At 53.0% G+C, this 26120-nt stretch carries 23 protein-coding genes and 1 pseudogene; 14 read left to right on the top strand and 10 right to left on the bottom strand.

Features of this window, described 5'->3' with window-relative positions; translation table 11 throughout:
* A complete protein-coding gene (locus ROA7450_RS18065) occupies positions 1 to 1662 on the top strand; it encodes an ABC transporter ATP-binding protein (RefSeq protein ID WP_085807355.1) in 1662 nt (553 codons plus the stop codon).
* Between the two features lie 300 nt (positions 1663 to 1962).
* Here ROA7450_RS18065 and ROA7450_RS18060 read toward each other — a convergent pair whose 3' ends face one another.
* Both ROA7450_RS18060 and carB read right to left on the bottom strand, forming a co-directional pair.
* Complete coding sequence (locus tag ROA7450_RS18060; protein ID WP_085807354.1) at positions 1963 to 2226, bottom strand: hypothetical protein; 264 nt, start codon at positions 2224 to 2226, stop codon at positions 1963 to 1965.
* 63 nt (positions 2227 to 2289) lie between these two features.
* The gene (gene carB, locus ROA7450_RS18055) at positions 2290 to 5586 is read right to left on the bottom strand and encodes a carbamoyl-phosphate synthase large subunit (RefSeq protein WP_085807416.1); all 3297 of its coding nucleotides are present in this window, start codon (positions 5584 to 5586) and stop codon (positions 2290 to 2292) included.
* 128 nt (positions 5587 to 5714) lie between these two features.
* Between carB and ROA7450_RS18050 the strand changes: the two genes are divergently transcribed.
* The 3 genes from ROA7450_RS18050 (at position 5715) to ROA7450_RS18040 (ending at position 8188) form a co-directional block, all read left to right on the top strand.
* Positions 5715 to 6377, top strand: coding sequence for a CPBP family intramembrane glutamic endopeptidase (locus ROA7450_RS18050; RefSeq protein ID WP_085807353.1), 663 nt, complete (start codon positions 5715 to 5717; stop codon positions 6375 to 6377).
* Positions 6378 to 6464: 87 nt separating this feature from the next.
* On the top strand, positions 6465 to 7589 hold the full coding sequence (locus ROA7450_RS18045; RefSeq protein ID WP_085807352.1) for an aminodeoxychorismate synthase component I: 1125 nt from the start codon (positions 6465 to 6467) through the stop codon (positions 7587 to 7589).
* Positions 7544 to 8188: an aminotransferase class IV family protein gene (locus tag ROA7450_RS18040; protein ID WP_085807351.1), complete on the top strand. Its 645-nt coding sequence runs from the start codon at positions 7544 to 7546 to the stop codon at positions 8186 to 8188. Before ROA7450_RS18045 ends, ROA7450_RS18040 begins: the two co-directional genes overlap by 46 nt.
* Here the strand turns inward: ROA7450_RS18040 and ROA7450_RS18035 are convergent, their stop codons facing one another.
* A complete protein-coding gene (locus ROA7450_RS18035; RefSeq protein ID WP_085807350.1) occupies positions 8189 to 9418 on the bottom strand; it encodes an SAM-dependent methyltransferase in 1230 nt (409 codons plus the stop codon). It lies immediately after the preceding gene.
* A gap of 246 nt (positions 9419 to 9664) precedes the next feature.
* On the opposite strand from ROA7450_RS18035, the gene aspS reads away from it, so the two are divergent.
* Positions 9665 to 11440, top strand: a complete 1776-nt coding sequence (aspS, locus tag ROA7450_RS18030) for an aspartate--tRNA ligase (RefSeq protein ID WP_085807349.1) — start codon at positions 9665 to 9667, stop codon at positions 11438 to 11440.
* Positions 11441 to 11483: 43 nt separating this feature from the next.
* On the opposite strand, the gene ROA7450_RS18025 is transcribed toward aspS, so the two are convergent.
* Positions 11484 to 12191, bottom strand: a complete 708-nt coding sequence (locus tag ROA7450_RS18025; RefSeq protein ID WP_085807348.1) for a response regulator — start codon at positions 12189 to 12191, stop codon at positions 11484 to 11486.
* A 145-nt stretch (positions 12192 to 12336) separates the two neighbouring features.
* Between ROA7450_RS18025 and mce the strand changes: the two genes are divergently transcribed.
* The 3 genes from mce (at position 12337) to ROA7450_RS18010 (ending at position 14996) form a co-directional block, all read left to right on the top strand.
* Entirely contained in the window at positions 12337 to 12741 is a 405-nt protein-coding gene (mce, locus tag ROA7450_RS18020) for a methylmalonyl-CoA epimerase (RefSeq protein ID WP_085807347.1), read from the top strand.
* Positions 12741 to 13016: a DUF1467 family protein gene (locus ROA7450_RS18015; protein WP_085807346.1), complete on the top strand. Its 276-nt coding sequence runs from the start codon at positions 12741 to 12743 to the stop codon at positions 13014 to 13016. Before mce ends, ROA7450_RS18015 begins: the two co-directional genes overlap by 1 nt.
* Before the next feature lie 318 nt (positions 13017 to 13334).
* Positions 13335 to 14996 carry a calcium-binding protein gene (locus ROA7450_RS18010; RefSeq protein ID WP_085807345.1) on the top strand — a complete coding sequence of 554 codons (1662 nt, stop codon included), beginning with the start codon at positions 13335 to 13337 and terminating at the stop codon, positions 14994 to 14996.
* Positions 14997 to 15074: 78 nt separating this feature from the next.
* On the opposite strand, the gene ROA7450_RS18005 is transcribed toward ROA7450_RS18010, so the two are convergent.
* Together ROA7450_RS18005 and ROA7450_RS18000 are read right to left on the bottom strand one after the other, a co-directional pair.
* Entirely contained in the window at positions 15075 to 15785 is a 711-nt protein-coding gene (locus tag ROA7450_RS18005; protein ID WP_085807344.1) for an EI24 domain-containing protein, read from the bottom strand.
* A complete protein-coding gene (locus ROA7450_RS18000) occupies positions 15770 to 16348 on the bottom strand; it encodes a nitroreductase family protein (protein WP_085807343.1) in 579 nt (192 codons plus the stop codon). The genes ROA7450_RS18005 and ROA7450_RS18000 overlap by 16 nt, the downstream gene beginning before the upstream one ends.
* A gap of 331 nt (positions 16349 to 16679) precedes the next feature.
* On the opposite strand from ROA7450_RS18000, the gene ROA7450_RS21335 reads away from it, so the two are divergent.
* Positions 16680 to 16892: a hypothetical protein gene (locus tag ROA7450_RS21335; protein WP_085807342.1), complete on the top strand. Its 213-nt coding sequence runs from the start codon at positions 16680 to 16682 to the stop codon at positions 16890 to 16892.
* A 46-nt stretch (positions 16893 to 16938) separates the two neighbouring features.
* Here ROA7450_RS21335 and ROA7450_RS17990 read toward each other — a convergent pair whose 3' ends face one another.
* On the bottom strand, positions 16939 to 17190 hold the full coding sequence (locus tag ROA7450_RS17990; protein WP_085807341.1) for a DUF8831 family protein: 252 nt from the start codon (positions 17188 to 17190) through the stop codon (positions 16939 to 16941).
* Positions 17191 to 17307: 117 nt separating this feature from the next.
* Here ROA7450_RS17990 and ROA7450_RS17985 point away from each other — a divergent pair, with 117 nt between their 5' ends.
* Together ROA7450_RS17985 and ROA7450_RS17980 are read left to right on the top strand one after the other, a co-directional pair.
* Positions 17308 to 18018: a M48 family metalloprotease gene (locus tag ROA7450_RS17985; protein WP_085807340.1), complete on the top strand. Its 711-nt coding sequence runs from the start codon at positions 17308 to 17310 to the stop codon at positions 18016 to 18018.
* A complete protein-coding gene (locus tag ROA7450_RS17980) occupies positions 18018 to 18374 on the top strand; it encodes a YigZ family protein (protein ID WP_085807339.1) in 357 nt (118 codons plus the stop codon). The genes ROA7450_RS17985 and ROA7450_RS17980 overlap by 1 nt, the downstream gene beginning before the upstream one ends.
* Before the next feature lie 372 nt (positions 18375 to 18746).
* On the opposite strand, the gene rimO is transcribed toward ROA7450_RS17980, so the two are convergent.
* Positions 18747 to 20123: a 30S ribosomal protein S12 methylthiotransferase RimO gene (gene rimO / locus ROA7450_RS17975; protein ID WP_085807415.1), complete on the bottom strand. Its 1377-nt coding sequence runs from the start codon at positions 20121 to 20123 to the stop codon at positions 18747 to 18749.
* 102 nt (positions 20124 to 20225) lie between these two features.
* Here rimO and ROA7450_RS17970 point away from each other — a divergent pair, with 102 nt between their 5' ends.
* Positions 20226 to 22202 (top strand): AsmA family protein, encoded by a 1977-nt coding sequence (locus tag ROA7450_RS17970; RefSeq protein WP_085807338.1) that lies wholly within the window; start codon positions 20226 to 20228, stop codon positions 22200 to 22202.
* A 179-nt stretch (positions 22203 to 22381) separates the two neighbouring features.
* Here the strand turns inward: ROA7450_RS17970 and ROA7450_RS17965 are convergent, their stop codons facing one another.
* A complete protein-coding gene (locus ROA7450_RS17965) occupies positions 22382 to 22804 on the bottom strand; it encodes a hypothetical protein (protein WP_143534525.1) in 423 nt (140 codons plus the stop codon).
* On the bottom strand, positions 22798 to 23478 hold the full coding sequence (locus ROA7450_RS17960; protein ID WP_143534524.1) for a hypothetical protein: 681 nt from the start codon (positions 23476 to 23478) through the stop codon (positions 22798 to 22800). The genes ROA7450_RS17965 and ROA7450_RS17960 overlap by 7 nt, the downstream gene beginning before the upstream one ends.
* Positions 23479 to 23583: 105 nt before the next feature.
* Here ROA7450_RS17960 and ROA7450_RS17955 point away from each other — a divergent pair.
* Together ROA7450_RS17955 and ROA7450_RS17950 are read left to right on the top strand one after the other, a co-directional pair.
* Positions 23584 to 23895, top strand: a pseudogene (locus ROA7450_RS17955) (OmpA family protein); the annotation flags it as partial.
* 237 nt (positions 23896 to 24132) lie between these two features.
* Positions 24133 to 26106: an AfsR/SARP family transcriptional regulator gene (locus ROA7450_RS17950; RefSeq protein WP_085807334.1), complete on the top strand. Its 1974-nt coding sequence runs from the start codon at positions 24133 to 24135 to the stop codon at positions 26104 to 26106.
* The last annotated feature ends 14 nt before the right edge of the window (positions 26107 to 26120 follow it).

The raw sequence follows: 26120 nt of genomic DNA, 5'->3' as shown, positions 1-26120 counted from the left end.
ATGGTTAAAGACAAAGACGTCCTTCTGAAAATTAAGGACCTGAAAATTCAAGGGTACTCGGATGAAACATGGGTCGACATCATCAAAGGTGTCGATCTAACCCTCCATCGCGGTGAGGTGATGGGCCTGATTGGTGAATCCGGTGCGGGCAAATCTACCATCGGTGCCGGAGCAATGGGTTATGCCCGCGACGGCACCCGGATCTCGGAAGGCTCGATCGAGTTTGATGGGATGGAGTTGACTACAGCGACTGAAGACGAGAGGCGCGCCCTGCGCGGCGCTCGTATCGCATATGTAGCCCAATCTGCAGCTGCCTCATTCAACCCATCACATAAGATCATTGACCAGCACACTGAAGCACCCGTTCAATACCGGATCCAAAAACGGATGGAAGCACAGGAAGATGCGATTGACTTATATAATCGCCTGCGCCTGCCGAACCCGGATGAGATTGGCTTCCGTTATCCGCATCAGGTGTCCGGTGGCCAGCTTCAGCGTGCAATGACAGCGATGGCAATGTCGTGCCGGCCGGATCTGATAATCTTTGACGAGCCGACCACAGCTTTGGACGTGACCACTCAGATCGAGGTTCTCGCCGCGATCCGAGACATCGTTGACCAGTTCAACACGGCGGCGATCTACATCACTCACGACCTCGCGGTTGTGGCGCAGATGGCGGATACGATCAAAGTCCTGTTGAAAGGCAACGAGGTTGAGGAAGCTCCTACCGAGGAGATGCTGAACAACCCGAAAGAGGATTACACCAAATCCCTTTGGGCTGTGCGCAGCTTTGAAAGCCCGCAGCGGTATCGTCCGGAAGATGGAACACCGTTGATTTCGGTTAAGAATGTCGATGCGGCCTATGCCAGCGGTCCTAAGATTTTGAACGATGTGTCGTTTGACATCTACGCTGGTATGACCGTGGCTGTGGTGGGTGAATCCGGCTCAGGTAAGTCGACGACAGCTCGTTGTATTACGGGTCTTCTGCCTCCTCAAAAGGGTGAGGTTCTGTTTAACGGCACACCATTCCCGCCGGATTACCGAAACCGGACCAAGGAAGAGCTACGTCAGTGTCAGATGATTTATCAAATGGCGGATACGGCTTTGAACCCCAAGGTGCGGATCTCTGAGATCATCGGTCGACCGGCACAGTTCTACTCGGGCCTGACCGGGGCCGCGCTCAAAAACCGCGTAGATGAGTTGCTTGACCTGATCGAACTTGATCCGGCCAAGTACTACAATCGCTATCCTCCAGAGCTCTCTGGTGGTCAGAAGCAACGTATCGGTATCGCTCGAGCGCTTGCGGCTGAGCCGACGTTTATCGTCTGTGACGAGGTGACAAGTGCTCTTGACCAACTGGTTGCGGAAGGGATTCTGAGGCTCCTGGACCGGCTCCAGGACGAACTGAACCTAGCCTATATGTTCATCACACACGATTTGGCGACGGTACGCTCGATTGCCGACGAGGTGATCGTGATGCAGCATGGTAAAGTGGTTGAGCAGGGACCCAAGGACGATATGTTCAAACCTCCGCACCACCCCTATACCGACCTGCTGCTAAGTTCGGTTCCAGAGATGGACCCGAACTGGTTGACAACACTCTTGGAAGAGCGTGGCGTTGACAATCTGGGTGATGCAGCAGCTGCAAGAATCGGCGGTTAAGAACGCGTTCAAAACGAAAACGGCGGGCCAATTGGCCCGCCGTTTTGCGTGTCAGGGGGATTATCGCGGACTCAGAGAATGCTCATGGCTGAGAAAATCATCGCGCCAATGATTGCAGCATAGATCAGGGCCACAGCCTGCCAAGAGGCTGCTTGGTGGCGGAGTTCGCGGTTCAACTCATCGCGGTTCATGTTGGTATCCGATCCAGAGAACTTTGATAACAGAAACGACAGCCGCACTAGAGATGCCGGCTGTCACATTAGGTCAGGTTAATATGCTGTTTGGACGCAAGCCCCGGTGTCAGATGATTACCATCGCTGAGGCAACCATTGCACCAACGATCGAGCCATACACCACAGCTACGGCCGGCCATGTTGCACTCTTCATATGAAGTTCACGGTTCAGTTCGTCGCGGGTCATGATGGCCTCCTTACCTGAAGGGCACTGTTGCGTTGATGCGATTAGCATCTGTAACCCGCAGATAATACTTTTTTTGCCGCCCGCAATAAAAAAATGCATTAAAATATATGCGTTTTTTGCAATGCAGCCACGCTGTGGTGGCATGGCTGCATTGTTGGCGTTTTATTTGTTATTATTCAGGTATTTAACTCTGATTGTTGCGGGGCGCTACTGCGCGCCCTGCAATGGTGTAACTTCGATGTCACCCTCTTGGCGGGCCTTCATTGCCAAAACGGCGGCATTCGCTGCTGCTGCGGTGGTGTAGTAGGGGATCTTGTCATAGAGAGCGACCGAGCGAATCTCGCGGCTATCCTCAACCGCCTGCGCCCCCTCGGTGGTGTTCATGACCAGCGCAATTTGGCCGTCTTTCAGCATGTCTACGACGTTCGGACGTCCTTCATAGACTTTGTTAACCACTTCGCAAACCACGCCATGTTCATCAAGGAAGGTGCCCGTTCCGCGTGTCGCAACAATAGTGAACCCCAACTCGACAAGCAACTTTGCGGTATCTGCCACCAAATCGGTCTTGTCGGAATCTTTGATCGAGTAAAACACTTTGCCACTCTGGGGTAGGAACGTTCCTGCACCAAGCTGCGCTTTTAGGAAGGCGCGTGGGAAAGACACGTCCCAGCCCATCACCTCGCCCGTAGAGCGCATCTCTGGTCCCAGGATGGTATCGACGCCCGGGAAGCGGGCAAAGGGCATCACAGCCTCTTTTACCGAGAACCAGGGCATGTCTGGGTCCGCCAGGGTCATCTGGTCGGCCATGGGCAGAGTGCCGGGTTTGGCGTCGACTGGGTAAGCGCCACGATATGGGAAATCATCCAGTGTTTCCCCCGCCATTAGACGGGCTGCAATCGAAGCAATCGCGGAGTCCGTCGCCTTGGCAACAAATGGTACAGTCCGGCTGGCACGAGGGTTGACTTCGATTAGATAAATTTCATCACCCTTGACCGCGAACTGCACGTTCATCAAGCCGCGCACATTCAGTGCCAGTGCCAAAGCCTCGGATTGCCGTTTGATTTCGTCGATGATCTCTTTGCTCAACGAGTAAGGCGGCAAAGAACAGGCACTGTCACCTGAGTGCACGCCAGCCTCTTCGATGTGTTGCATGATACCGGTGACATGGACTTTCTCGCCGTCACACAGGGCATCAACGTCGCATTCAATTGCACCTGATAGGTAGCTGTCGAGCAGAACCGGGCTGTCGCCAGAGACAACCACCGCCTCGTTGATGTACCGCTCGAGCTGGGCCATATCGCGGACGATTTCCATCGCACGGCCACCCAAAACGTAAGACGGACGGATGACCAGCGGGAATCCGATGTCCTCGGCAATGGCAAGTGCCTGTGCATCCGTGCTGGCAATGCCATTCTTTGGCTGCTTGAGGCCCAATTGGTTGACCAGCGCCTGGAACCGTTCGCGGTCTTCTGCCAGGTCAATCGCGTCAGGCGATGTCCCCAGAATTGGGATGCCTTCGGACTCCAGTGCGTTGGCCAGTTTGAGCGGCGTTTGGCCGCCGAATTGAACGATCACGCCGTGCAGGGTGCCGTTTTCCTGCTCAACCCGCAGGATTTCCATAACGTGTTCAAACGTCAGCGGCTCAAAGTACAAACGATCAGAGGTGTCATAGTCTGTCGAAACCGTCTCAGGGTTACAGTTGATCATGACGGTCTCATAGCCTGCCTTTGTCAGCGAGTAGCAGGCATGGCAGCAGCAATAATCAAACTCGATCCCTTGGCCGATCCGGTTCGGGCCACCGCCCAGAATGACAACTTTCTTACGGTCGCTCGGGCGGGCTTCGCATTCAACCTCACCCATCATCGGGGCCTCATAAGTCGAATACATGTAAGGCGTCTGCGCCTCAAACTCGGCAGCACAAGTATCAATCCGTTTAAATACGGCTGTGACACCGGCGGTATGGCGCGTGCGACGCACGTCGGATTCTGTAAAGCCGGTCAGCTTTGCCAAACGCGCATCAGTGAAACCTAGCATCTTCAGTGCGCGTAGACCATCGGCATCACTTGGCAGGCCGTTGGCGCGAACGTTTTCCTCGGCATCAATAATTTCGCGAATACGCGACAAGAACCAAGGGTCGAACGCAGTTGCGTTCTGGATCTCGTCATCAGTCAGGCCGTGGCGCATGGCTTGCGCGATGGTGCGCAGTCGGTCTGGTGTTTGCTGGCTGATGGCCTTGATCACGGCGGCTTTATCGGGCGCACCTTCAATCGCAACTTCATCAAAGCCGGTCAGCCCGGTTTCCATCGATGCCAGCGCTTTTTGCAAGGATTCGTGGATCGTACGGCCGATTGACATGACTTCGCCCACGGATTTCATCGCAGTGGTCAAGTTCGGTTGGGATCCGGGGAATTTCTCAAAGGCAAAGCGAGGGATCTTGGTGACAACATAGTCGATGGTCGGCTCAAAGCTGGCGGGTGTGACCTTGGTGATGTCATTGTCCAACTCATCCAGCGTATAGCCCACGGCCAGTTTGGCGGCGATCTTGGCGATCGGGAAACCTGTGGCCTTGGAGGCCAGCGCGGAGGAGCGGCTCACGCGTGGGTTCATCTCGATCACGACCATGCGGCCATCAACCGGGTTGATCGCCCATTGCACGTTTGATCCACCAGTTTCGACACCGATCTCCCGCAGAACAGCGATCGAGTCGTTGCGCATCGCCTGATATTCTTTGTCGGTCAGGGTCAGGGCAGGGGCGACAGTGATCGAGTCGCCAGTGTGCACGCCCATTGGATCGACGTTCTCAATCGCGCAGACGATGATGGCGTTGTCAGCTTTGTCGCGGACAACTTCCATTTCGTACTCTTTCCAACCCAGCAGGCTCTCATCAATCAGGATCTGATTGACAGGAGAGGCATCGAGACCGGATTTACAGTAGTATTCATAGTCATCGCGGTTATACGCCACACCACCGCCGGTGCCGCCCAAAGTAAAGGCCGGGCGGATGATGGCGGGCAGGCCGATGTCTTCAAGTGCGGCCATGCATTCATCAATGTTGTTGGCGATGGTGGCACGTGGGTTTTCGATGTTCAGGCGATCCATTGCTTCGCGGAACAGCTTGCGGTCTTCCGCCATTTCAATCGCGTCGCGGTTCGCGCCGATCAGCTCAACTCCGAATTTTTCCAAGATGCCCAGATCATCCACGGCCAGCGCGGTGTTCAACCCAGTTTGCCCGCCCATGGTGGGCAACAATGCATCAGGGCGTTCTTTCTCGATGATTTTGGCGACAACTTCGGGCGTGATCGGCTCGATGTAGGTTGCATCAGCCAGTTCCGGGTCGGTCATGATCGTTGCCGGGTTCGAATTGACCAGAATAACTCGGTAACCCTCTTCGCGCAGGGCCTTACAGGCCTGCGCGCCGGAATAGTCAAATTCGCACGCTTGCCCAATGACAATGGGACCAGCCCCGATGATCATTATGGATGAGATATCGGTTCTTTTAGGCATGGGTTCCTCGAGTCGGCAGATGGCAAATTGTTGCGGGTTATAGACATCCATAGCCTATGTGCAAGAGCTTGTTGGCAGCGCATCCTGCGACACCTATGTAAGGGGAAATCAAGAGGGACGCAAAACCTATGAACCATCCAATCTCGCAGGTCAGATCACGCGCACAGTTGTGGGTCGAAATGATCGGGATCTTTGTTCTGGCCCCGGTTGTGATGGCAGTGTTTTTGCCTGCAAATTGGTTGTTCCCGGTCTTGTTTCTGTTGATGTTTATCGGACTTTGGTTGCTTTATCGCACGCCGGGGTTTAGCTGCGCAGATCTGTTTCGAGGGTTTTCAACCTTGAACTGGATGTTGATCTTTGGGTTCTCGGCAACAACTGCGGTGATTTGTTATGCGGTTGTAACCTATTTTGCACCACATGCGGCCTTTGGCCTGGCGCGGCACAATATGACTTTGCTGCTGATGATTCTACTGCTCTATCCGATACTGTCCGCCCTGCCGCAGGAAATCGTCTATCGCGCACTGTTTTTTGAGCGGTACAAGGCCATCCTACCGTCTCCGGGCATAGCCGTTTTGTCGAACAGCGCTTTATTTGCGCTGGCTCACCTGATGTATTGGAACATCGTTGTCACCTTGATGACATTTTGTGGGAGCTTGCTGTTTGCGTATTCCTATGTCTATGCCCGCAATTTTCCGCAGGCGGTGTTATTGCATGCAATCGGTGGCAACCTGATCTTCATCTTCGGTCTTGGGATTTATTTCTATTCCGGCAATGTGACACGCCCATTTTGATACATATGAATGTTAGCGCTGCAAAAAGTGGCTGTCATTTCGTGCTCAAGCGAGTAGACACACCCATCATCAGACGGAGCGCACGGCGTGAAGATTCGCTTTGATCATGGCCCCTCCGAGGCCGCCTGCTGTTTTTCCCGCCCAATCAAACAGATTGTGGCGGAGGAACCAGCTGATGTGCCGCGCGCGTTTGAACTGCTCAACGAGGCGCGTTTGAGCGGCCATTGGCTGGCAGGTTATGCGACATATGAGTTGGGCTACGCGCTGGAGCCGCGTCTGCATGAATTGATGCCGCAGGAGCGCCGACTGCCACTGTTGAATTTTGGGGTCTATGTTGGCCCAGAGAAAGCAGAGGACCTTCAGCCTGGTTCAGCGACTTTCGCAGACGTTCAGGCTGGCTGGTCCGAGAACGAATACGGCGAGGCCTTTGCCCGTGTGCACGATTATATCTGCGCGGGCGATATCTATCAGGCCAATCTGACCTTTCCTTTGTCAGCGTCAGCACAAGGCAACAGCGAGGCTATCTATCAGGCTCTGTGTGATATTCAGCCAGTGCGATACGGCGCCTTAGTGACTGAGGAAGGGCGGCCGGATGTGTTGTCGCGTTCACCTGAGCTGTTTTTCAAAACCACACCTGACGGTCGGATCGAAACCCGGCCCATGAAGGGAACCCAGCCGCGCAGCGAGGATGCGACTGAGGATGCACGCCGTCGCTATTTCCTGCAAACCGATGAAAAGAACCGTGCTGAAAACCTGATGATCGTGGATCTGTTGCGCAATGACATCTCGCGCATTTGCGAGGCGGGTAGTGTTGAGGTGCCCGAACTCTTTGCAATTGAAAGCTTTGAAACCGTGCACCAGATGACATCCCTTGTGGCCGGGAAAATGCAAGCGGGCACCGGTCTGCCCGATATCCTGCAAGCGTTGTTTCCGTGCGGGTCAATCACGGGTGCCCCAAAGCTGCGCGCGATGGAGATCATTGACGAACTGGAATACCAGGCCCGCGACATCTATTGCGGGACCATTGGTTGGGCTGCGCCGGACGGGAATGCAGAATTCAATGTGGCCATTCGAACGCTGATGATCGAGAATGATCAAGTGGCGTTCAATGTGGGTGGCGGCGTGGTCTACGACAGTACCGCCGAGAGCGAATACGAGGAAGCGCTATGGAAAACCCGCTTTGCCCGCCGTCTGACCGGAACTTCAGACTGATCGAAACCTTCGGTTACGTGCCGGGGCAGGGCTGTGCCCGGCTGGATCGACATTTGGCGCGCATGGCGCGTTCGGCTGAGGTTTTGAATATCCCGTTTGACGTCAGTGAGGCGCGTGAAGTTGCAGACGGCCTATCGGATGATCGGGCGCTCAGGTGTCGCATGACATTGGATCGCGACGGGCAACTTGACCTTATGACCTTTGCTCTGGGTATGGCGCCGTCGCAAGCGTGGCGCTTGGCTATTTCGCCGGAACGGTTAAACAGCGGTGACCTGTGGTTGTCCCATAAGACCACGCAGCGCGCCCTTTACGATCAAACCCGTGTCCAGCTGCCTGATGGTGTGGATGAGGTGATCTTTCTCAATGAACGAGATGAGCTGTGCGAGGGGACAATCACCAACGTCTTCGTCAAAACGGCAGAAGGCGCATTTGTCACGCCACCGCTAACGTCTGGGTTGCTGCCGGGAATCCTACGAGAAACCGAACTGGCTAGTGGCCGCTATGCCGAGCGAGTCGTCTCTGTCCAAGACCTGCAAAAGGCGCGCAACATTTGGGTGGGGAACTCACTACGGGGCATGATCCCAGCAATGTTGACCTAATTACTCGGCCGCTTTTAGCTGCTCTTCGCCTTTCGCCGGGTACAAGTAGTCCCGTGTCAGAGGCACCGCATCCTGCTTTGGCGACAGCTGAAACTGGAACACCACCTGCCGCCCCATGCGGAATGTCATTTCGCTAGCAATAAGATAATACCGCCACATCCGGCAGAACCGTTCGTCATAAAGCGCGCGGGCCGTGTCGATGTTGGCTTCAAACCGTTTCTGCCAGTGGCGGAGTGTTTCAGCGTAGTGGAGCCGCCAAATCTCTACATCGATTGCATAGAGATCGGTCGACTCAATCGCGCGGGCCGTTTCTGACAGGGCAGGCACATAACCCCCAGGAAAAATGTATTTGGTAATCCAAGGACTGCTGGTGCCCGGAGGCTCCGACCGGCCAATGGTATGGATCAAGGCCACGCCATTCTCTGTCAGACGCTCGCGAACGGTGCGAAAGTATTCTGCATAATGCGGCGCGCCCACATGTTCGAACATGCCAACCGAGACAATCCTGTCAAACTGCCCATCGATATGACGGTAATCCATCAATTCAAAATGGGCTTGGGCCTCCAGTCCTGCATTCTTGGCACGTTGGTTGGCCATTTGGTGCTGTTCTCTTGACAGAGTCACACCCACCACCTGTGCGCCGTAATCACGTGCTAGCGTCAACCCCATGCCGCCCCAGCCGCAGCCAATGTCCAGCACACGCATCCCCGGCTCAATTCGAAGTTTGCGGGCGATGTGGTGTTTCTTGGCATTTTGCGCCTGCTCCAATGTCAAGTTGGGGGAGGAGAAATAGGCGCAGGAATACTGCCGGTCTTCATCCAAAAATAGATCGTACAAAGCGCCGGACAGGTCATAGTGATGCGCCACATTGGCTTGAGCTTTGGCCGCCGGATTAAATTGATGAAGGTTTCGCAATATGTGACGCCCAAACACCAAAGGTTTGCGAAACCACGGTTGACCTTGCAGGGACATGTTGGAAATTGCCAAACTTAGGAACCCGCGCAAATTGTCGTCTTCGATCGTCAAACGACCATCCATGTAGGCCTCGCCCACGGCCAGATCGGGTGACATGATAACTTTGCGGGGCAGGGATGGATCATGAAAGGTCAGCGCGATATGAGGCGCAGCACCATCGCCAAAGCGCATCACTGTGCCATCGGCCAATGTCAGTTTCAATTCTCCGTGGCGGAACATATGCGTTAGCATCCCGCCAAGTGCTTTGGTCCACATGCTTCATCTCCAAATTTCGGCGGTAAATCTGCCTACTCACCCGGTGATGTACGTTCTTCAAAGCTGCTCGAATGTATTCCTATAATGCGATTACGGCAGGTATTTTCGACCAAAAAATCGACTCTGTAAATGTTTTTGCGATTTTGTGCCGAGTCATGTCCCCCGCACCCCTTGACTTTGACCCCCGGCCAAGGTGTATCGACGCCGATCACATAAGCGCCCTGACACGGGGCCGGAAAGGGCATCATGCACGCATATCGCAGCCATACATGCGCAGAGTTGAACAAATCCAATGTCGGGCAGACCGTCCGCCTGTCGGGCTGGGTGCACCGCATCCGCGACCACGGCGGTGTCTTGTTCATCGACTTGCGCGATCACTATGGCGTAACGCAGGTATTGTGTGACCCCGATAGCCCTGTTTTTGCTGAGGTTGAAAAAGTTCGTTCCGAATGGTGCATTCGCATTGATGGCGAGGTTAAGGCGCGTGACGAAAGCCTAGTGAACGCCAAGCTGCCAACTGGTGAGGTTGAAGTTTTTGTGCGTGATCTTGAGGTTCTGGGCAGCTCTGAAGAGCTTCCTTTGATCGTGTTCGGCGATCAAGAATATCCCGAAGAAACTCGTCTGCGCTATCGCTATCTTGACCTGCGTCGCGATGTGATGCAGCGCAACATGACCATGCGTTCGGATGTGGTTGCTTCGATCCGTCGCCGGATGTGGGATATCAACTTCCGCGAATACCAAACGCCGATCATCACTGCATCCAGCCCCGAAGGAGCGCGTGACTTCCTCGTGCCGTCGCGCCTGCATCCCGGCAAGTTCTATGCTCTGCCGCAGGCCCCGCAGCAGTTCAAGCAGCTGATCATGGTGTCGGGTTTTGACAAGTATTTCCAGATCGCGCCGTGCTTCCGTGATGAAGACCCGCGTGCTGACCGCTCGCCCACCGACTTCTATCAGCTCGATCTTGAGATGTCGTTTGTTGAGCAGCAGGATGTCTTCGACACCATCAAGCCCGTTCTAGCAGGCATTTTCGAAGAATTCGGTGGTGGTCGCCCGGTTGATCAGGACTGGCCGCAAATCTCGTACCGTGATGCGGCGCTGTGGTATGGTACCGACAAGCCCGACCTGCGCAACCCGATTAAAATGCAAGTGGTTTCAGATCACTTCCGTGGTTCAGGATTTGCAATCTTTGCCAAGCTGCTGGAGCAGGAGGGTACGGAAATTCGCGCCATTCCAGCCCCCAAAGGTGGCTCACGCAAGTTCTGCGACCGTATGAATGCTTTCGCGCAAAAAGAAGGCCTGCCTGGTATGGGCTATATCTTCTGGCGGGATCAAGGCGAGGGCATGGAAGCGGCAGGTCCACTGGCCAAAAACATTGGCCCAGAGCGTACTGAAGCCATCCGTCAGCAACTAGGTCTTGGTGTTGGCGACGCGGCCTTCTTCCTTGGTGGTAAGCCAAAAGCCTTTGAAACGATCGCTGGCAAAGCCCGTGTTGCGATCGGCGAGGAGCTGGGCTTGACCGACAAAGATCGCTTTGCCTTTGCCTGGATTGTGGATTTCCCGATTTACGAGCAAGACGACGAATCTGGCAAGATTGACTTTGAGCACAATCCGTTCTCGATGCCGCAGGGTGGCATGGAAGCCCTCGAAGGCAATCCGCTGGACGTTCTAGGATACCAGTATGACCTTTCATGCAACGGTTATGAACTGGTCTCAGGCGCGATCCGGAACCACCGCCCTGAAATCATGTTCAAGGCCTTTGAAATCGCGGGTTACGGCAAGGAAGAGGTTGAAAAGCGCTTTGGCGGTATGGTCAACGCCTTCCAATATGGCGCCCCACCACACGGTGGTTGTGCTGCGGGCATCGACCGTATCGTCATGCTGTTGGCAGATGAAGCCAACATTCGCGAGGTCATCATGTTCCCGATGAACCAACGTGCCGAAGATCTGATGATGGCTGCGCCATCCGAGCCGACACCGGATCAGCTGATGGAATTGAACCTGCGCGTCATTCCTCAGGATTAAACTACTTACGCATTTCCCTCTGTCTGGCTAGCAGGCAGAGGGATCAAAACGCCGCCGTTTGGTCCATGCGGTGCTGCAACATTCCCAAAACCTCTCTGACGATACTGCGCGGAACGTAGCCCTGCGATGTCGCCCGCGACAAGTTTTTGGCGGCTTTTTCCAACCTCATGTCCCCTGCAGATGTCGCAACGCTTCGCAAAAACTGCGTGACATATTCCAGAGATGTGTCGTCTTGTTGCGCTTCCAGCAATGTCGCTGCATGTGACATATCATCCTGATATGCGATCTGGTCCGGCTCGATGGATTGGCTTCCGACTTCTTGCAAGCCTGTGACCTGTGCAGAAGAATCCAAATGAGACAGGATAGTCGTTTGAAAATACGCAAGGTTTACCAAGGGCTTCGCAACAAACCCATCAGCCCCGGCGTTCGTTGTTGCTTCTTGCTGGGCGTCATCGCCGCTCATCCCGAGCAAGACGTTGACCCTCGGGCGTGCCGCGTGCAGATCTTTGATCAACTCCAAACCAGATCCGTCCGGTAAACCCACATCAATGATCACCACGGATGGTCGGTAGACTTTGAGGTGCTTGCGGGCTGAACAAAGGCAGTCGGCGCGGCGAATGCGTGCGCCACTGCGCAGGCACATCAACCGCATGGCATCGCTGGCAAACTTGCTATCTTCGACCACCAATACAGTGAGCCCCAGCAATGGATGCTTACGCGTTGGATTGCGCTTCAAAATCAGGTCTTCCATGATCCGTCCTCCATGTGGTTGCCTGATCACGCTAAGTTGTCATGGTGAATGATCTGTTAATTGCAGGGATGCGGCGCCCTGTCGCTTGCCAGACGGGCAATCGCACCCCATAACACAGGCAAACAGATGAACTAGGAGCGATAGGATGATCGGACGCCTAAACCACGTTGCCATTGCTGTGCCAGATCTTGAGGCCGCAGCAGATCAGTATCGGAATGCGCTGGGGGCCAATGTCGGCGCACCTCAGGATGAGCCAGACCACGGCGTCACCGTGATCTTCATTGAACTGCCGAATACCAAAATCGAATTGCTCTATCCCTTGGGTGATGACAGCCCGATCAATGGCTTTCTGGAAAAGAACCCCTCTGGTGGCATTCACCATGTCTGTTACGAGGTTGATGACATCATTGCAGCCCGTGATCACCTGAAAGAAACTGGCGCACGTGTTTTGGGCAGTGGTGAGCCAAAGATTGGCGCCCATGGCAAACCCGTGCTGTTCCTGCACCCGAAGGACTTCAACGGTTGTCTGGTTGAGCTGGAGCAGGTCTGATGGGTGTCGCTTCGGGGATCGTTCTGTATCTGGTGATCTGGTTCATGACGTTCCTGACCGTCATCCCGATCCGGATTCAAACCCAAGGCGAGGCTGGTGATGTGATACCCGGGACCCATGCCGGGTCACCGGAAAAGCACCACCTGAAGAAAAAGGCCTGGATCACCACGGGCATCGCAACAGTGCTGTGGGTGATTGTCGCTGGTATCATCATCTCTGGTGTAATCAGTGTTCGTGACATTGATATGTTCAATCGGATGGGGCCTGCGAGTTAATCGCAATATATGCCAGAGCAGTAATTTGCTCTGGCATATATCGAGATAATTCTCGAATTACTGAATCTTAACAAACTCGCGAGGCTTCTAACTTTTGTTTGGGGCTAGACCGGTTTATGACCTTCCTGCCCTCACTGGTTTAGTAAGCGATCGATCTATCCGCTCTCTGAGTTGAATGCTCTCAAACGGTTGGCCCTGCCTAACCGCGCAGATTTGGTGGAAATTTAAGCAAATTTGCGAAAATCGCCGTCTCAATGTATTCTTTAGTCCGCTTTGACGAAGAAGCAATTTTGTAGATTTTTTTTGTGGGGGGCAGAAATGCGTAAGGATTATGGGTTCGATAAAGGCAGCAATAAAGGCAGCAATGGCTCAAGCTATCTAGTCGGCGATTCTGGAGACAACGAGATACTTGGCGGTAATGGTCATGATACCATCAAGGGCCTTTTGGGCGATGACACTCTGTTTGGAGAGAATGGAAAGGATGAGCTGCACGGCGGAGGCGGTGACGACGAAGCTTATGGCGGCAATGGCAAAGATCGCGTCTATGGCGGCGATGGAGATGACTTTCTATCCGGCGGCAATGGCAAGGACACTCTGATCGGGGGGGACGGATCTGATACACTTGATGGCGGCAATGGAAAGGATGTGCTGAACGGAGGGGATGGTGTAGACTTTGTAAGTTTTAAAACTTCGAAATCAGGTGTTTGGATCGATCTTTTGAATTCCTATCAAAGCTCTGGTCAGCACAAAGGTGACATCTATATTTCCATAGAAGGCATTATCGGTTCGAACTTCAATGATACGTTAAAGGGCAATGGATTAGACAATATCCTGCGAGGATGTGATGGCGATGACAAGATTTTTGGGCGCGGCGGGAATGACACTCTTTTAGGTGACCTTGGTGACGACACGCTAATAGGCGGCTACGGAAATGATATGCTGCAGGGCGGCGCAGGCAACGATACTCTGCACGGCAACATGGGACGCGACACTTTAGAAGGCGGCACTGGCTATGATCGCCTGTTTGGCGGTTACGGAAATGATATGCTGCAGGGAGGCGCAGGCAACGATACTCTGCACGGCAACATGGGAAGCGACACTTTAGAAGGCGGCACTGGCTATGATCTTCTGATTGGTGGCTATGGATATGATATGCTGCTGGGAGGCGCAGGCAACGATACTCTGCACGGCAACATGGGAAGCGACACTTTAGAAGGCGGCACTGGCTATGATCTTCTGATTGGTGGCTATGGATATGATATGCTGCTGGGAGGCGCAGACGACGATACTCTATACGGTAACATCGGAAAAGACACTTTAGACGGCGGTACCGGTGACGATAGTCTGATGGGCGGCAATGGATATGATATGCTGCTGGGAGGCGCAGACAACGATACTCTGCACGGTAACAAGGGAAGAGATACTTTAGACGGCGGTACCGGTGACGATAGTCTGATGGGCGGCAATGGATATGATATGCTGCTGGGAGGCGCAGACAATGATACTCTGCACGGTAACAAGGGAAGAGATACTTTAGACGGCGGTACCGGTGACGATAGTCTGATGGGCGGCAATGGATATGATATGCTGCTGGGAGGCGCAGACAACGATACTCTGCACGGCAACATGGGCAGCGACACTTTAGACGGCGGAACTGGCGATGATCGCCTAATGGGGGGCAAGGGGAAGGACACTTTAGATGGAGGAGCAGGCAACGATTCGATGTCAGGGGGCACGGGTGCAGATCACTTCATCTTTAATTCGGATCAAGATGTCGTTGAGGATTTTGAAGACGGGATTGATCAACTGATTATCGACAGCACAGCACTTGTCGGATCAATTATGACCTTAGAAGAACTCGAGGCTCTGTCATCAAGTTCTGGTTCAGATCTTACATTCGATTTCGGAAATGAAAATGAACTCGAAGTATTGGGGATTAGCAATTTCAGCGCTATTGGTGACGATATTTTGTTGGTTTGAGTTGGACGGTGTCGAGAAACGCTGATATTTGAATGGCTGTATTTCTTGCAATGCGGCCATACAGCTTGAAAGCTGGAGTTACGCGGCGTCCTCTCGTACCAACACGTGGAAAATGTGGGTAAAGGTTGCCGCGCCCAAGATGGGTATGATCAAGTTCACCAGCGGGATCGAAAGCGGCATTGCCATCAGGATGCCCGCCACCCAGATGGTGAGTAAATGCTTGCGGCGCAATTGCTTGGCCTTAATCCGGCCCACGCGTCGCATGGCGGTGATCTGAAAATACTCAGTGCCCAGAAGAAACCCGTTCAAACCCCAGAAGATAAACAGCGCGAAGGGCGGAAACAGCATGTAGATAAACAAGGCCACAATGTTCAGACCGATCAAGACGCCCAAAAAGTTCACCGTATCCTTCATCGCCTCCCAGAATGGTACCGGTGGCACCTCTGGCAGATTTGGGTAATGGCGCGCTTCAACCGCCTTGGCTACGTCTTCCAGAAAAAACGACGTGATCGCCGAGGCGACAGGCACCATCAGGAACACCGACAGCCCGAGCATCAGGAACACGCTGCCCCAACTCACCAGATCGCTGATCCAAGTCACCCCACCCAAAAGGGGCAATGTTGTTGTATCGCCCAAAAACCATTGGGCAGCGGTCAGAAAGACCGCATAAACACCGATCAACAGGGCAATCGTTAGCCCCACACCGATGAGCAGGACGCGCCGGAAGCGGTGATCGCCCATTTGCCCCAGTGCCTTGAAAAAGGCGGAAAAGATTACGCCGACATCCATGAGGTGATCTCATCCAGATTGGGCCGTGGACGTTCCGGTGGTATCGAGGTCTCGGTGCCCAGATGAATAAACCCTGCAACGCGCTCGTTTTCCTTCAACCCAAGTCCAACCTCAACAAAACCACGATCATGCGAGGCCCAGCCGCTGAGCCAATTTGCCCCCCAGCCCGACGCAAGTGCTGCATTCAATAGCGATAGGCAAACCGCCCCGGCGGAATAGGTCTGCTCGATTCCGGGAACCTTCTCTGAAGTTTTTTGTATTTCGACAACCGCAACGGCCAGATCGGCGTTCGCAAATTGGAGGCGGGCCTTTTCAATATCAGATTCGGATTTCTCCAAGGTTGAACCACGGCTTACAACCAGATTGGAAAGCCGGCGCAAGGCGGCATCTTCCAAAACAATAAACCGCCATGGCTCAAGCTTGCCATGGTCTGGTGTACGTGCACCAGCGGATAAGATTGGGATCAATTCTTCCTGATTTGGAATGGGCAAACCCAAGGTTTTTGCGGGACGTGAACGGCGGGAATGTAAAAACTCCAGAGCAGCGGGGTTTGGATCAGGCATTGCCGTTCCTTTTCAAATTGATAGCCGGTTCTACATGTCGGGGGTGCTGCGGCATTCGTCAACCCTGCCACTTCATGAAATATCGAATGGCAACAGGGTGGCTTATCTAACGGTTAGGGTAGATTTGATCAGATCTCACAAACGCGATTTATGGATGTCGGTCAGATCACGAGTGGTGAACTGGCTGTGAGAGCAATGTCACACGCACAATTTCGCTGCAATTGAATCTTTGTAATTCAGGCGGAGGTCATCCGAGCGGCTTCAATTGAAGCTACTGGATTGTGTCCGATGAACCAAACTGACGTGGGAGGAATTCTGATGAAAAACACGATTGTGGTCCTTTTTTGCCGCTGCCATCGCAACTCCGGCAATTGCGAACACAATTTTCGACGCAGATTATGTGATCTACTGCGTCTCTGGATTTATCGGGGATGTCATCACGTTCGCCGTTGATCTGTCTGACAACACCTATGACATAACAACAAAAGGCTCCGAGAACAAAAGCGATTGTGGCGATTGCAGCCCGCCTGATGTGTCAGAATAAGGAGCTATATATATTAAGGCGTGGAGCCTCGAATTTCGGCTCTGCGTCATTCAGACGTATCTTCTAATGCGGAAGCCAACGCATAAACCCCTTCAGGAAGGTTCAGAGCTGCCCCCAAGTCACGCACCTGTGCCATAGATAGAGTGATTCTCTGCACTTGATCTGTACGCGGGTCGTATTGCTCTACCGTAATACATTCTTCAAAGGCGTTGATGACAACATCCTCTTTCAAGGGGCTGTCACTATCGTCAACCAATGTGACAATGGTCGAGTCAAACTCGTGTTCTATTGAAAACATATCTTTATCCTAGCGGCCCGGCATAAGTTTGCAAGCAACACGGCATCTACCATCGAAGGGCTGGTCGCGGGCTGCCGGCATGTTACAATAGGCAGAGTTGAATACGCGAGGATCTCCATGCGCTGGATTATTTTAATGAGTATGATCGGTCTAACGGGCTGTGTGTCGACCGTACAAACACAACAGCCTAAGCCTGCGCCCCAACAGGTGGCAAAGGCCCCGAAGCCAACCAAGCCAAACCGAGCACAGCAGCAGCAATTTGTGCAGATTGTGAAATCGGTTGAGCCGGTGGCAGAGCGCGAATGTCGTGCTCGAACCAAGGGTATGAATTGTGATTTCAAAATCGTAGTGGATGATCGCCCGAACCAACCGCCAAACGCCTTTCAGACGGTTGATAAATCCGGTCGTCCCATTCTGGCGTTCAATTTGGCACTGATCGCGCAAGTACGAAACAAAGATGAACTTGCCTTTGTGATGGGGCATGAGGCGGCGCACCACATTCGCGGACATTTGTCACGTCAGCAACAGAATGCTGCGGCCGGTGCCATCGTTGGGGCTGGAATCGCTGCCATTTTGGGTGTGAACACTTCCGGAATCGATGCCGCAACCGATGTAGGCGCATCTGTTGGCGCACGCAGTTATTCCAAGAATTATGAATTGGAAGCGGATGCATTGGGTACAATCATCACCCACAAGGCGGGATACAATCCCGTACGCGGTGCACAGTTCTTCAGCCAGTTGCCTGATCCGGGCAACCGTTTCCTTGGAACGCACCCACCTAACGCTCAGCGCATGCAGACGGTGCGTAAGGTGGCATCACAACTCTGATGCGCAAGATTCCGGGGGTGATCAGCGATCGCGGATCAAAATATGCCGTGTCCGGCGGGCCTGTGGCCAGCCGGATCGAAGTTGATCAGTTTCTGAAAACCCTCAAACGCGACAAGAAGTTTGCAAAGGCAACGCATAACACATGGGCGGTGCTTTTGGCGGATGGCACGGGGTTGAAGTCCGACGATGGCGAAGCCGGGGCCGGGATGATTATTCTCAAGATGTTGGAACGCGAAAACGTCCGTGATCATGTCATCGTGGTGACTAGGTGGTATGGTGGGAAACACCTTGGAGGAGACCGGTTTCGCCATGTTCAGGAATGCGTTCGGACTTATCTTCTGTCTGAACCAACCTGAGAAACAGCTCGTCCGCGAGCGGGTCGATCATGACGGATCTTAACACCGCGCCACGAGGATTGATTGTTTCATTCCGCAGTCGTCTTGAGGTGACAGTGCTACATATGGCAAGCAAGCAGATCAGGGCGAGAACCGGCCAAATTTCAGCACCCTGGAAGCCACCGCTTTCGGTTTTCTGAAAAACCCACAGTGTTAAAAAAACGCTAACGATGAAACTCGCACGGGTCAGGAATAAAGCGGTGCCAAAAAAGAAGTGCCGTTGGAGACGGCGGTTAATAGAAGTATAAAACATGCCCGTATTGAAGCATCAATTGGTAAACAGATTATTTACAAAAATCAGATGTTTAGGTCTGATTCGAAAATGTTATTGGGTTAATGACCGTTAAGTTGACCCCATAGATCATATTCGCCAGCCTCGTCCACCGTGACAGATACGATATCTCCGACCGAAAGATATTTGGTGCCTTCATCAATGAAAAGGCAGCCATCAATCTCGGGGGCATCCGCCTTGGTGCGGCAGGTGGCTACGCCGTCTTCATCGATTTCATCGACGATGACTTCCATGGTTGTGCCAACCTTTTGCGCCAACTTGGCTTCGGAAATCGCCTGAGCTTTTTCCATGAAGCGTTCCCAGCGTTCTTGTTTGACCTCGGCTGGAACATGATCCGGCAGATCGTTTGAGCGTGCGCCGTCAACGTTTTCGTACTGAAAACAGCCAACGCGATCCAGCTGTGCTTCATCCATCCAATCGAGCAGAGTTTGGAACTCTTCCTCGGTTTCTCCCGGATAGCCTACAATGAAGGTTGATCGCAGCGTGATGTCTGGGCAATCCTGACGCCACGCTGCAATTTCATCCAGTGTTTTGGATGCCGCCGCCGGGCGCGCCATACGTCTCAAAGTATCGGTATGAGCATGTTGAAACGGGATATCCAGATAAGGCAGGATCAGCCCTTCGGCCATTAACGGGATCAGCTTACGCACATGCGGGTAGGGGTAGACATAGTGCAAGCGCACCCAGGCCCCCAACTGTCCCAAATCGCGCGCCAAATCGGTGATATGTGCCCGGTGGCCGCGAACTTCGGCATGTTTGATATCAACACCATAGGCCGAGGTGTCCTGACTGATAACCAGTAATTCCTTAACGCCGCTGTCGACCAGTTTTTCCGCCTCACGCACCACCGCATGGGCCGGGCGGCTGGCCAGTTTGCCGCGCATATCCGGGATGATGCAAAACTTGCACTTGTGGTTGCAGCCTTCGGAAATCTTGAGATAGCTATAGTGGCGCGGTGTCAGTCTCACGCCGCTCGATGGCATCAGGTCAATGAACGGATCGGGGGCTGGTGGCACCGCCTGATGCACGGCATCCAGCACTTGTTCATACTGATGTGGCCCGGTGACGGCCAAAACCTTGGGGTGCGCGCCGGTGATGTACTCCGGTTCGGCGCCCAAACAGCCGGTAACGATCACCTTGCCGTTTTCTTGAATCGCCTCACCAATCGCTTCCAAGGACTCGGCCTTGGCTGAATCCAGAAACCCGCAGGTGTTCACAATCACTGCATCCGCGCCGGCGTATTCGGGTGAAATTCCATACCCTTCGGCGCGCAGGCGGGTCAGGATGCGTTCGCTGTCGACAAGTGCTTTGGGGCATCCAAGGGATACCATGCCAACAGAGGGCTGACCTTCCCGCAAGGTTTCACTAACCCTTGCGCGTGCCAAATCGGGGCGGAGCTGGGGCGGATTTGTACTCATGTGGCGCATATATCGTGTTGTGTGAGAACCCGAAAGGGAATTCCTATTGTTGCGGCGGGATTGCAGCCCTACATTTTAGCCAACGTAACAAGGGAGGGCGGCATGCGGTTTTTGCTTCGTTTGATAGGTTTATTGGTGATTGTTGCTGTGGTTGCTGTTGCGTCCCTGCTTTTGCTTCCTGGAGACCGTATTGCGCACATCGCAGCTGATAGAATTAGCGAAGCAACCGGTCGCAAGGTCAATCTAAGCGGTCAAACCAAAGTTACTTTTTTCCCTGTGCTTGGCGTGAGCACTGGGGCCGTCACTGTGGCCAACGCCGATTGGTCCGATGGGCCCCCTATGTTTCAAGCCGACAGCCTGAAAGTTGGTGTGACTGTCTCGGCGCTCTGGGGCGGAGATATTAAAATCACGGGTCTCGAGGCGGCGCGCCCACAAATTTACCTTGAACGGGCAAAAGACGGACGCGTGAATTGGGAACTGGGAGTGGAGGGTGTTGCGCCATCTGGCCAATCAGATGGCGGAGAGGCCGGACCCGCCCAATCTGCCCCACTGGCCCTGACACTGGACCGTGCGCTGATCACAAACGCAAGTTTGACTTACAAAGATGGTGCATCTGGAAATGTATTCCAGATGGAGAAGATGGATTTTGACTTGCGTTGGCCGGATTATGACGGGGTAGCCACTTTTGAGGCGATGCTACACCCTCAAGGGGATGCCGTTGAGATTTCCGGTAATCTAAACAAGGTGGGCGACTTTATCGCGGGAAAAATCTCGGAACTAGATTTTAAAGTTTCCGCCCCAGGCGGTGAAATTTCCTTTGCGGGTCGTGCCAGCACGGCGCCGCAATTGGCCGGGCAATTCGATGCAGATGTTAGTGATACATCGCGTTTTTTGACGGCCTTGAGTGGTACTGGTGTCGAAATTCCTCGCGGTTTAGGGCGTGCGATTTCAGCACAGGCAGGTTTAACCATTACTCAGGACATGCGCATCGCGTTGCGCGACACCTTGCTGACGTTGGACAATAACCAACTGACCGGGGCCGCCGATGTGAATTTGGGTGGCGCTAAACCGAAGATCAATATGCAGCTTCGGGCAGGAGCTCTCGATCTGACGGGGCTGAGTGCGAACAACGAATCTGCCTCATCGAGTGGAGGGGGTAGTGGCGAAAGTGGAAATCCAAAATCGTCAGGATGGAGCAAGGAGCCAATCGAAGTTGACGCATTGGGGCTGTTTGACGGTCAAATTGCGCTGACCGCTGACAGTATAGATCTGGGGGACTTTAAATTGGGTAACACCCGCACCATGGTCGCCCTTGACCGCTCGCGTATGGTGTTCGACCTTCGCGAACTGCAAGCCTATGACGGATCGATCACAGGGGAGTTTGTAATGAACAACCGCTCGGGTCTGTCTGTTGGGGGCAAGATGAACGTTGCGGGGTTGAATCTTGAAACCTTTCTGAGCGACGCCATTGACGTATCACGTCTTTCCGGCTCCGCTAACGGTAATATCAGTTTTTTGGGGGTGGGAAACTCCCTGTATGCTATCATGAACAGCCTCAAAGGGGAGGGGGCTTTGAGCACCGGGCGTGGCGTGATCAGCGGATTCGATTTGGACAAGCTGATGCGCTCGGGCAATGTAACCGGTGGGACGACAGTCTTTGATAGCATGAGCGCGAGTTTCACGATTAATAAGGGCAATCTTCAGAACAATGATTTGTTGATGAAACTCCCGCTGGCCAAAGCCGAAGGAAAAGGTCGCATAGGGTTGGGAGCACAAGACATCGACTATCTTTTCACTCCAATTCTGCTCGAAGGGGAGGCGCGCAAAGGCTTTGCGATCCCGGTAAGAATTCGCGGCCCATGGTCAAATCCGCGTATCAAACCGGATTTGGAAAAGGCAATTGATCTCAACTTTAAGGAAGAAAAGAAAAAAATTGAAAGCAAGGCGCAGGATGAGGTCAACCGTTTGTTAGAAGATGAGCTCGATGTCAAAGCAGAAGAAGGCGAGTCTATTGAAGACGCTGTTAAAAAGGGAATTGAAAAGGAAATTGGCAAAGAACTTCTGAAGTTGTTCGACTGATCCAGAAGACGCAAGAGTACAATTCCAAGTGACCTAAATCAGTTGGCCCAAATTCGCGGAGATACAGTATCGTCCAAGTTTGACGCAGGTTGTGATGAAATAACGGAAGGCATGAATTTTGCAAATCGGCCTGTTTTTCGTGCTCTTGACTGTTTGAGGTAGAGCAACGCTGGCCATCTTCAGAGGTGCAGGTTTTGCGTGTTCTCTGGTTTGGTCCAAAGTGTCTCTATCCAATGTTTGCTCTCCGACCAGATATTCAGTCCTGTCTCCGCATTCAATAATGTGTCCTTTAACGACTGAGGTTCCAACGAAACGACGAGCGATGCGTGTGTCACTGCGCCCACTGCCATCATCTCGTCGGGCTGAACCCCCAAAGCAGACAACATATCTTGGCTGACATCAACGACCACAATTTGAGTGCTGCCTGAAGGCATTGTGCGTGCGCTGGGCTTCAGTGCACTGATCGTCCCGGCTGATTTTTTAGGGGCGTCAACTTTATCCGAAAACTTGAAATGAACGGCATCACCAAGTTGCAGAGTTTGGGCGACTTCCTGTGGGACCGTGAAAATGGCCTGATGAGAAACTGCATCATTGCTCAGCAACGAAATAAGGGAGGTTTCGTGCAAAAAACTTTGTGACATGCCAATGTTGCGCACTCGAAGAATTTTACCTGTGACGGGTGATTGAAGGCGTGTTTTTTTGAGTATCTTTGCAAAATCGCAAGATGTCGCCGGTACTGCACGACTTCCTGTTCAAGCGTCTTTCCGCGAGTTAGAAGTTCACGTTGCTGTGAGGTATCTAAAGCAACCAATTCGAATTCAAGCTGTTCAAGCTGATGTGTCAGCCTCTCTTGTTCCAAGGCGAATTCTATTGCAGTCGCAGCCTTCTCTTCGATTTTACTTGTTAAGGAAAATGCCAATGTGGCACGGTGCTCCAACAGGCCCAATCGTGTTTTTTGGCGGTCGCGTATGGTTTTTAGCCGCTGCTGTTGCTGTATATTCTCTTGGTGTGTCAACTGACAATCTTTGATTGCTGCCCGCATCTGCAGCTGGCTTTCCGCATCCAGGTCATTTGGAAGGAAAGTCGTGAATTCTGCGGCCGTCGAGTCAAGAAGGCAGTGCCTCAGTGAAGAGCCTACCAAGATAGAGCGACGCAGATTCTTGATTTCCAATTCCATGAAATCCTGATCTAGCAAGGCAACTGTCTGCCCTTCAACGATTTCCTGACCAGGGGCAACGATGATCGATTTGATCGGAACCATCGCAGGCAGCTTCATCTCGACCTGATGTTCGAATGACCTGAGTTCTGCTTTGAATTCGCTTTGGATTGGTGCGGGTATATGTGAGATTGCCGTCAAGAGAGCCACGTATTTTTCACACAATGCGGAACAACATTATCTAAGGATGCGAAGGCACAAGTGGTTCAGTTGGCATCAGTTCTCGAGACGCGTCCAATGCGTCGAGCCTGCGTGAAGCTTGGGGGGCACTCAGACAGTAGCGGGGCCGCGGAGCTTAACAAGAAAATTTCAAAGTTACGTGCCGAGGCTGTGGCCGCTATCTTGAAGGGAAAGATGGACGATGTCACGCGCATTCAGGCTGTTGAAGGTGTTGGCGAAGCGCAGTTGCTCGAGGGATTTTCAGCAAGCTCACCTTACCACAGACGCGTGGCAATTCTGGCCCGTGATTGCGAATAGTAACTCTTCCAAAAAGTGGGCGATGAAGTCTCCGCAAGCGGTAATGATTCGCATGTGAAAGGGCGTTGCCACGATTTTCCCGCCCTTAAGTGCGGCCACCGGGGATACCAAGATAAAATGCTCGAATTTTCAATGAAAATTGCGAAACAGGGCCTTTGCCCCCGGTTTGCGCGCGATTCGTAGCAAAATTAAGATATTTTTAACGATCTCTTCACGCTGCACTGATGGATTTTTTCTATGGATGATCCCCAGGGCCTGGCGACCTTGCCGAGCTCCGAACAGGATCAAGAGGTTGTTTTGCCCGTTTCGACAAATTCCGATAATATGCTTCTGGTTGCGGCCGTTCGGGCCGGTACATACTTTTATGACCTTGAAGGGATGTCGGGGGACGAAACGATGGTTCTCGAAGAGGCTGGTGGGGAAGAGCTCAGTATTTACCTGATGGGCCCCCTGTCTGTAGTGGATGAGGGCGACCAGAATCTCACGCCCAAAAATCAAAAGTCAAAGGCAGCGCTCGCAATGTTGGCTTTGGCACCCCGAGGCTCTCGCTCTCGGGTGTGGTTGCGTGACAAACTCTGGAGCGACCGCAGCGAGGAACAGGCCTCGGCAAGCTTGCGGCAAGCGCTGTTGGATATTCGCAAATCATTGGGACCGGATCACAAAGACTTGCTGCATGCAGACAAATATTCGGTCACCTTGGACCTGTCTAAGGTTCATATCGATGTGCTTGATATAATAGATAAAATTGAAAAAGAGGGGGCCGAAGTCACCGTGAACGCTCAAGCGATTTCAGAGCATTTTCTCGAGGGTTTCGACATTTGCGATCCGGAGTTCGAAGAGTGGCTCACCTTGGAACGGCAAATATGGGATCGGCGATTTTCTGGACTGCAGTCCTCAGATGCAATGGCAACTGCACATGACTTACAATCGGATCTGATTCAGTTCGCCAATTTACCTCACGCTTCCCCCCCCGCGCCCGAGGCGGCTAAGGCCAACGGATCCGGATTTGCATTCCAATCAGGCAGCACACGCAATTGGGCCATTGGTTTGCAGGTTCTGGATCCAACAGGCGGCACTGGGGCTGCGGGTCCGTTTGCCATCCTGCTCGCTGATAAATTGACCCGAAATCTAAACGAAATGGGCCGGATCAAGACCTACCGCGCGTCGGAAAACAAGCTCACATCGTTTGCGCGTCTGGGAACATCGAACGTGACAATCCCTCTGGCTGTCCGCATTACCGAAATCGGCGTAATGCCAGATATTCGGCTGTCGCTTGAGCTGGTCACGGGCGATGATGATGTAACCATCTGGTCGGCCAGTCAGACATTCCGTGTAACAGATCTCAATCAACCCGGCAGCCCGATCCTGAATAGTCTGGTTTCGCGGGCGGTGATCGAAATTGGCAATAAGCTGCAAACATTCACTAACGATCTGCAGATGGTTGGAGCAGGACAACTGATCGAATGTGTCTATCAGATTTTTGGCCTATCTGCCCCGGACCTTGATCGAGCTGAGCAAACCTTATCAAAACTGTTGAAACAGAACCCAAGCGCGCAAGCCTACGCTTGGATGGCCTTTGCAAAGTCGTTTCAGGTGGGTCAGCGTTATTCGCAGGATTCAGCAGCGCAAATTTCCGAGGCGCATTATTACGCCACACGGGCATTGGAAGAGGATGAATTTGATCCCTTGGTGCTGTCCCTGGCAGCGCATATCCACTCATATCTGTTTTCCGAATACGACTTGGCGGCGTCGTTGTTCGAGCGCGCATTGATGGCTGATCCGGAGCAAACCATCGGGTGGGATCTTTATGCGATGCTACATGCGTATACCGGGCAGGTAGATCAGTCCTTAAAGATGGCCAACTGGGCGCAGCATCTGGGGTCTAACACGCCGATCAGCTATTACTTTGACACCACGAAATGCATCGCCGCGTCGCTCGCAGGGGATTACAAAGCCTCCATCGAGGCGGGCGAGCGCGCGTTGGTGCAGCGCCCAAAGTTTAATTCCATTCTTCGCTATCTGATTTCAAGCCATGCGCATTTGGGCAATGTTCAAATGGTTGAGGCACTGCGACAGCGCCTGATGGAAGTTGAGCCAGATTTTTCCGCTGAAGTGCTGCAAGGCTCGGGATACCCCGGATTGACAACCGAAGGCGGACGACATTTCTTGCTTGGCCTTCAAAAAGCAGGATTCGAGATCAAAAAGGAATAATTTAAGCAACTTTT

The sequence above is a fragment of the Roseovarius albus genome, assembly GCF_900172335.1.
Taxonomy (GTDB): Bacteria; Pseudomonadota; Alphaproteobacteria; order Rhodobacterales; family Rhodobacteraceae; genus Roseovarius; species Roseovarius albus.
The sequence above is the reverse complement of the archived record's forward strand: the minus strand, read 5'-3'. Positions and strand labels throughout refer to the sequence as shown.

Bases quoted from the DNA above. Each gene is read 5' to 3' on its own strand.
- ROA7450_RS18065 (WP_085807355.1), top strand. From the start codon at position 1: ATGGTTAAAGACAAAGACGTCCTTCTGAAAATTAAGGACCTGAAAATT.
- rimO (WP_085807415.1), bottom strand. From the start codon at position 20,123: ATGAGTACAAATCCGCCCCAGCTCCGCCCCGATTTGGCACGCGCAAGG.
- ROA7450_RS18040 (WP_085807351.1), top strand. From the start codon at position 7,544: ATGGAAAACCCGCTTTGCCCGCCGTCTGACCGGAACTTCAGACTGATC.
- ROA7450_RS18015 (WP_085807346.1), top strand. From the start codon at position 12,741: ATGGGTGTCGCTTCGGGGATCGTTCTGTATCTGGTGATCTGGTTCATG.
- ROA7450_RS18000 (WP_085807343.1), bottom strand. From the start codon at position 16,348: ATGCCTGATCCAAACCCCGCTGCTCTGGAGTTTTTACATTCCCGCCGT.
- carB (WP_085807416.1), bottom strand. From the start codon at position 5,586: ATGCCTAAAAGAACCGATATCTCATCCATAATGATCATCGGGGCTGGT.
- ROA7450_RS17970 (WP_085807338.1), top strand. From the start codon at position 20,226: ATGCGGTTTTTGCTTCGTTTGATAGGTTTATTGGTGATTGTTGCTGTG.
- ROA7450_RS18060 (WP_085807354.1), bottom strand. From the start codon at position 2,226: ATGCCACCACAGCGTGGCTGCATTGCAAAAAACGCATATATTTTAATG.
- mce (WP_085807347.1), top strand. From the start codon at position 12,337: ATGATCGGACGCCTAAACCACGTTGCCATTGCTGTGCCAGATCTTGAG.
- ROA7450_RS17985 (WP_085807340.1), top strand. From the start codon at position 17,308: ATGCGCTGGATTATTTTAATGAGTATGATCGGTCTAACGGGCTGTGTG.
- ROA7450_RS17980 (WP_085807339.1), top strand. From the start codon at position 18,018: ATGCGCAAGATTCCGGGGGTGATCAGCGATCGCGGATCAAAATATGCC.
- ROA7450_RS18010 (WP_085807345.1), top strand. From the start codon at position 13,335: ATGCGTAAGGATTATGGGTTCGATAAAGGCAGCAATAAAGGCAGCAAT.
- ROA7450_RS17960 (WP_143534524.1), bottom strand. From the start codon at position 23,478: ATGAAGCTGCCTGCGATGGTTCCGATCAAATCGATCATCGTTGCCCCT.
- ROA7450_RS17950 (WP_085807334.1), top strand. From the start codon at position 24,133: ATGGATGATCCCCAGGGCCTGGCGACCTTGCCGAGCTCCGAACAGGAT.
- aspS (WP_085807349.1), top strand. From the start codon at position 9,665: ATGCACGCATATCGCAGCCATACATGCGCAGAGTTGAACAAATCCAAT.
- ROA7450_RS17990 (WP_085807341.1), bottom strand. From the start codon at position 17,190: ATGTTTTCAATAGAACACGAGTTTGACTCGACCATTGTCACATTGGTT.
- ROA7450_RS18025 (WP_085807348.1), bottom strand. From the start codon at position 12,191: ATGGAAGACCTGATTTTGAAGCGCAATCCAACGCGTAAGCATCCATTG.
- ROA7450_RS18050 (WP_085807353.1), top strand. From the start codon at position 5,715: ATGAACCATCCAATCTCGCAGGTCAGATCACGCGCACAGTTGTGGGTC.
- ROA7450_RS18005 (WP_085807344.1), bottom strand. From the start codon at position 15,785: ATGGATGTCGGCGTAATCTTTTCCGCCTTTTTCAAGGCACTGGGGCAA.
- ROA7450_RS18035 (WP_085807350.1), bottom strand. From the start codon at position 9,418: ATGTGGACCAAAGCACTTGGCGGGATGCTAACGCATATGTTCCGCCAC.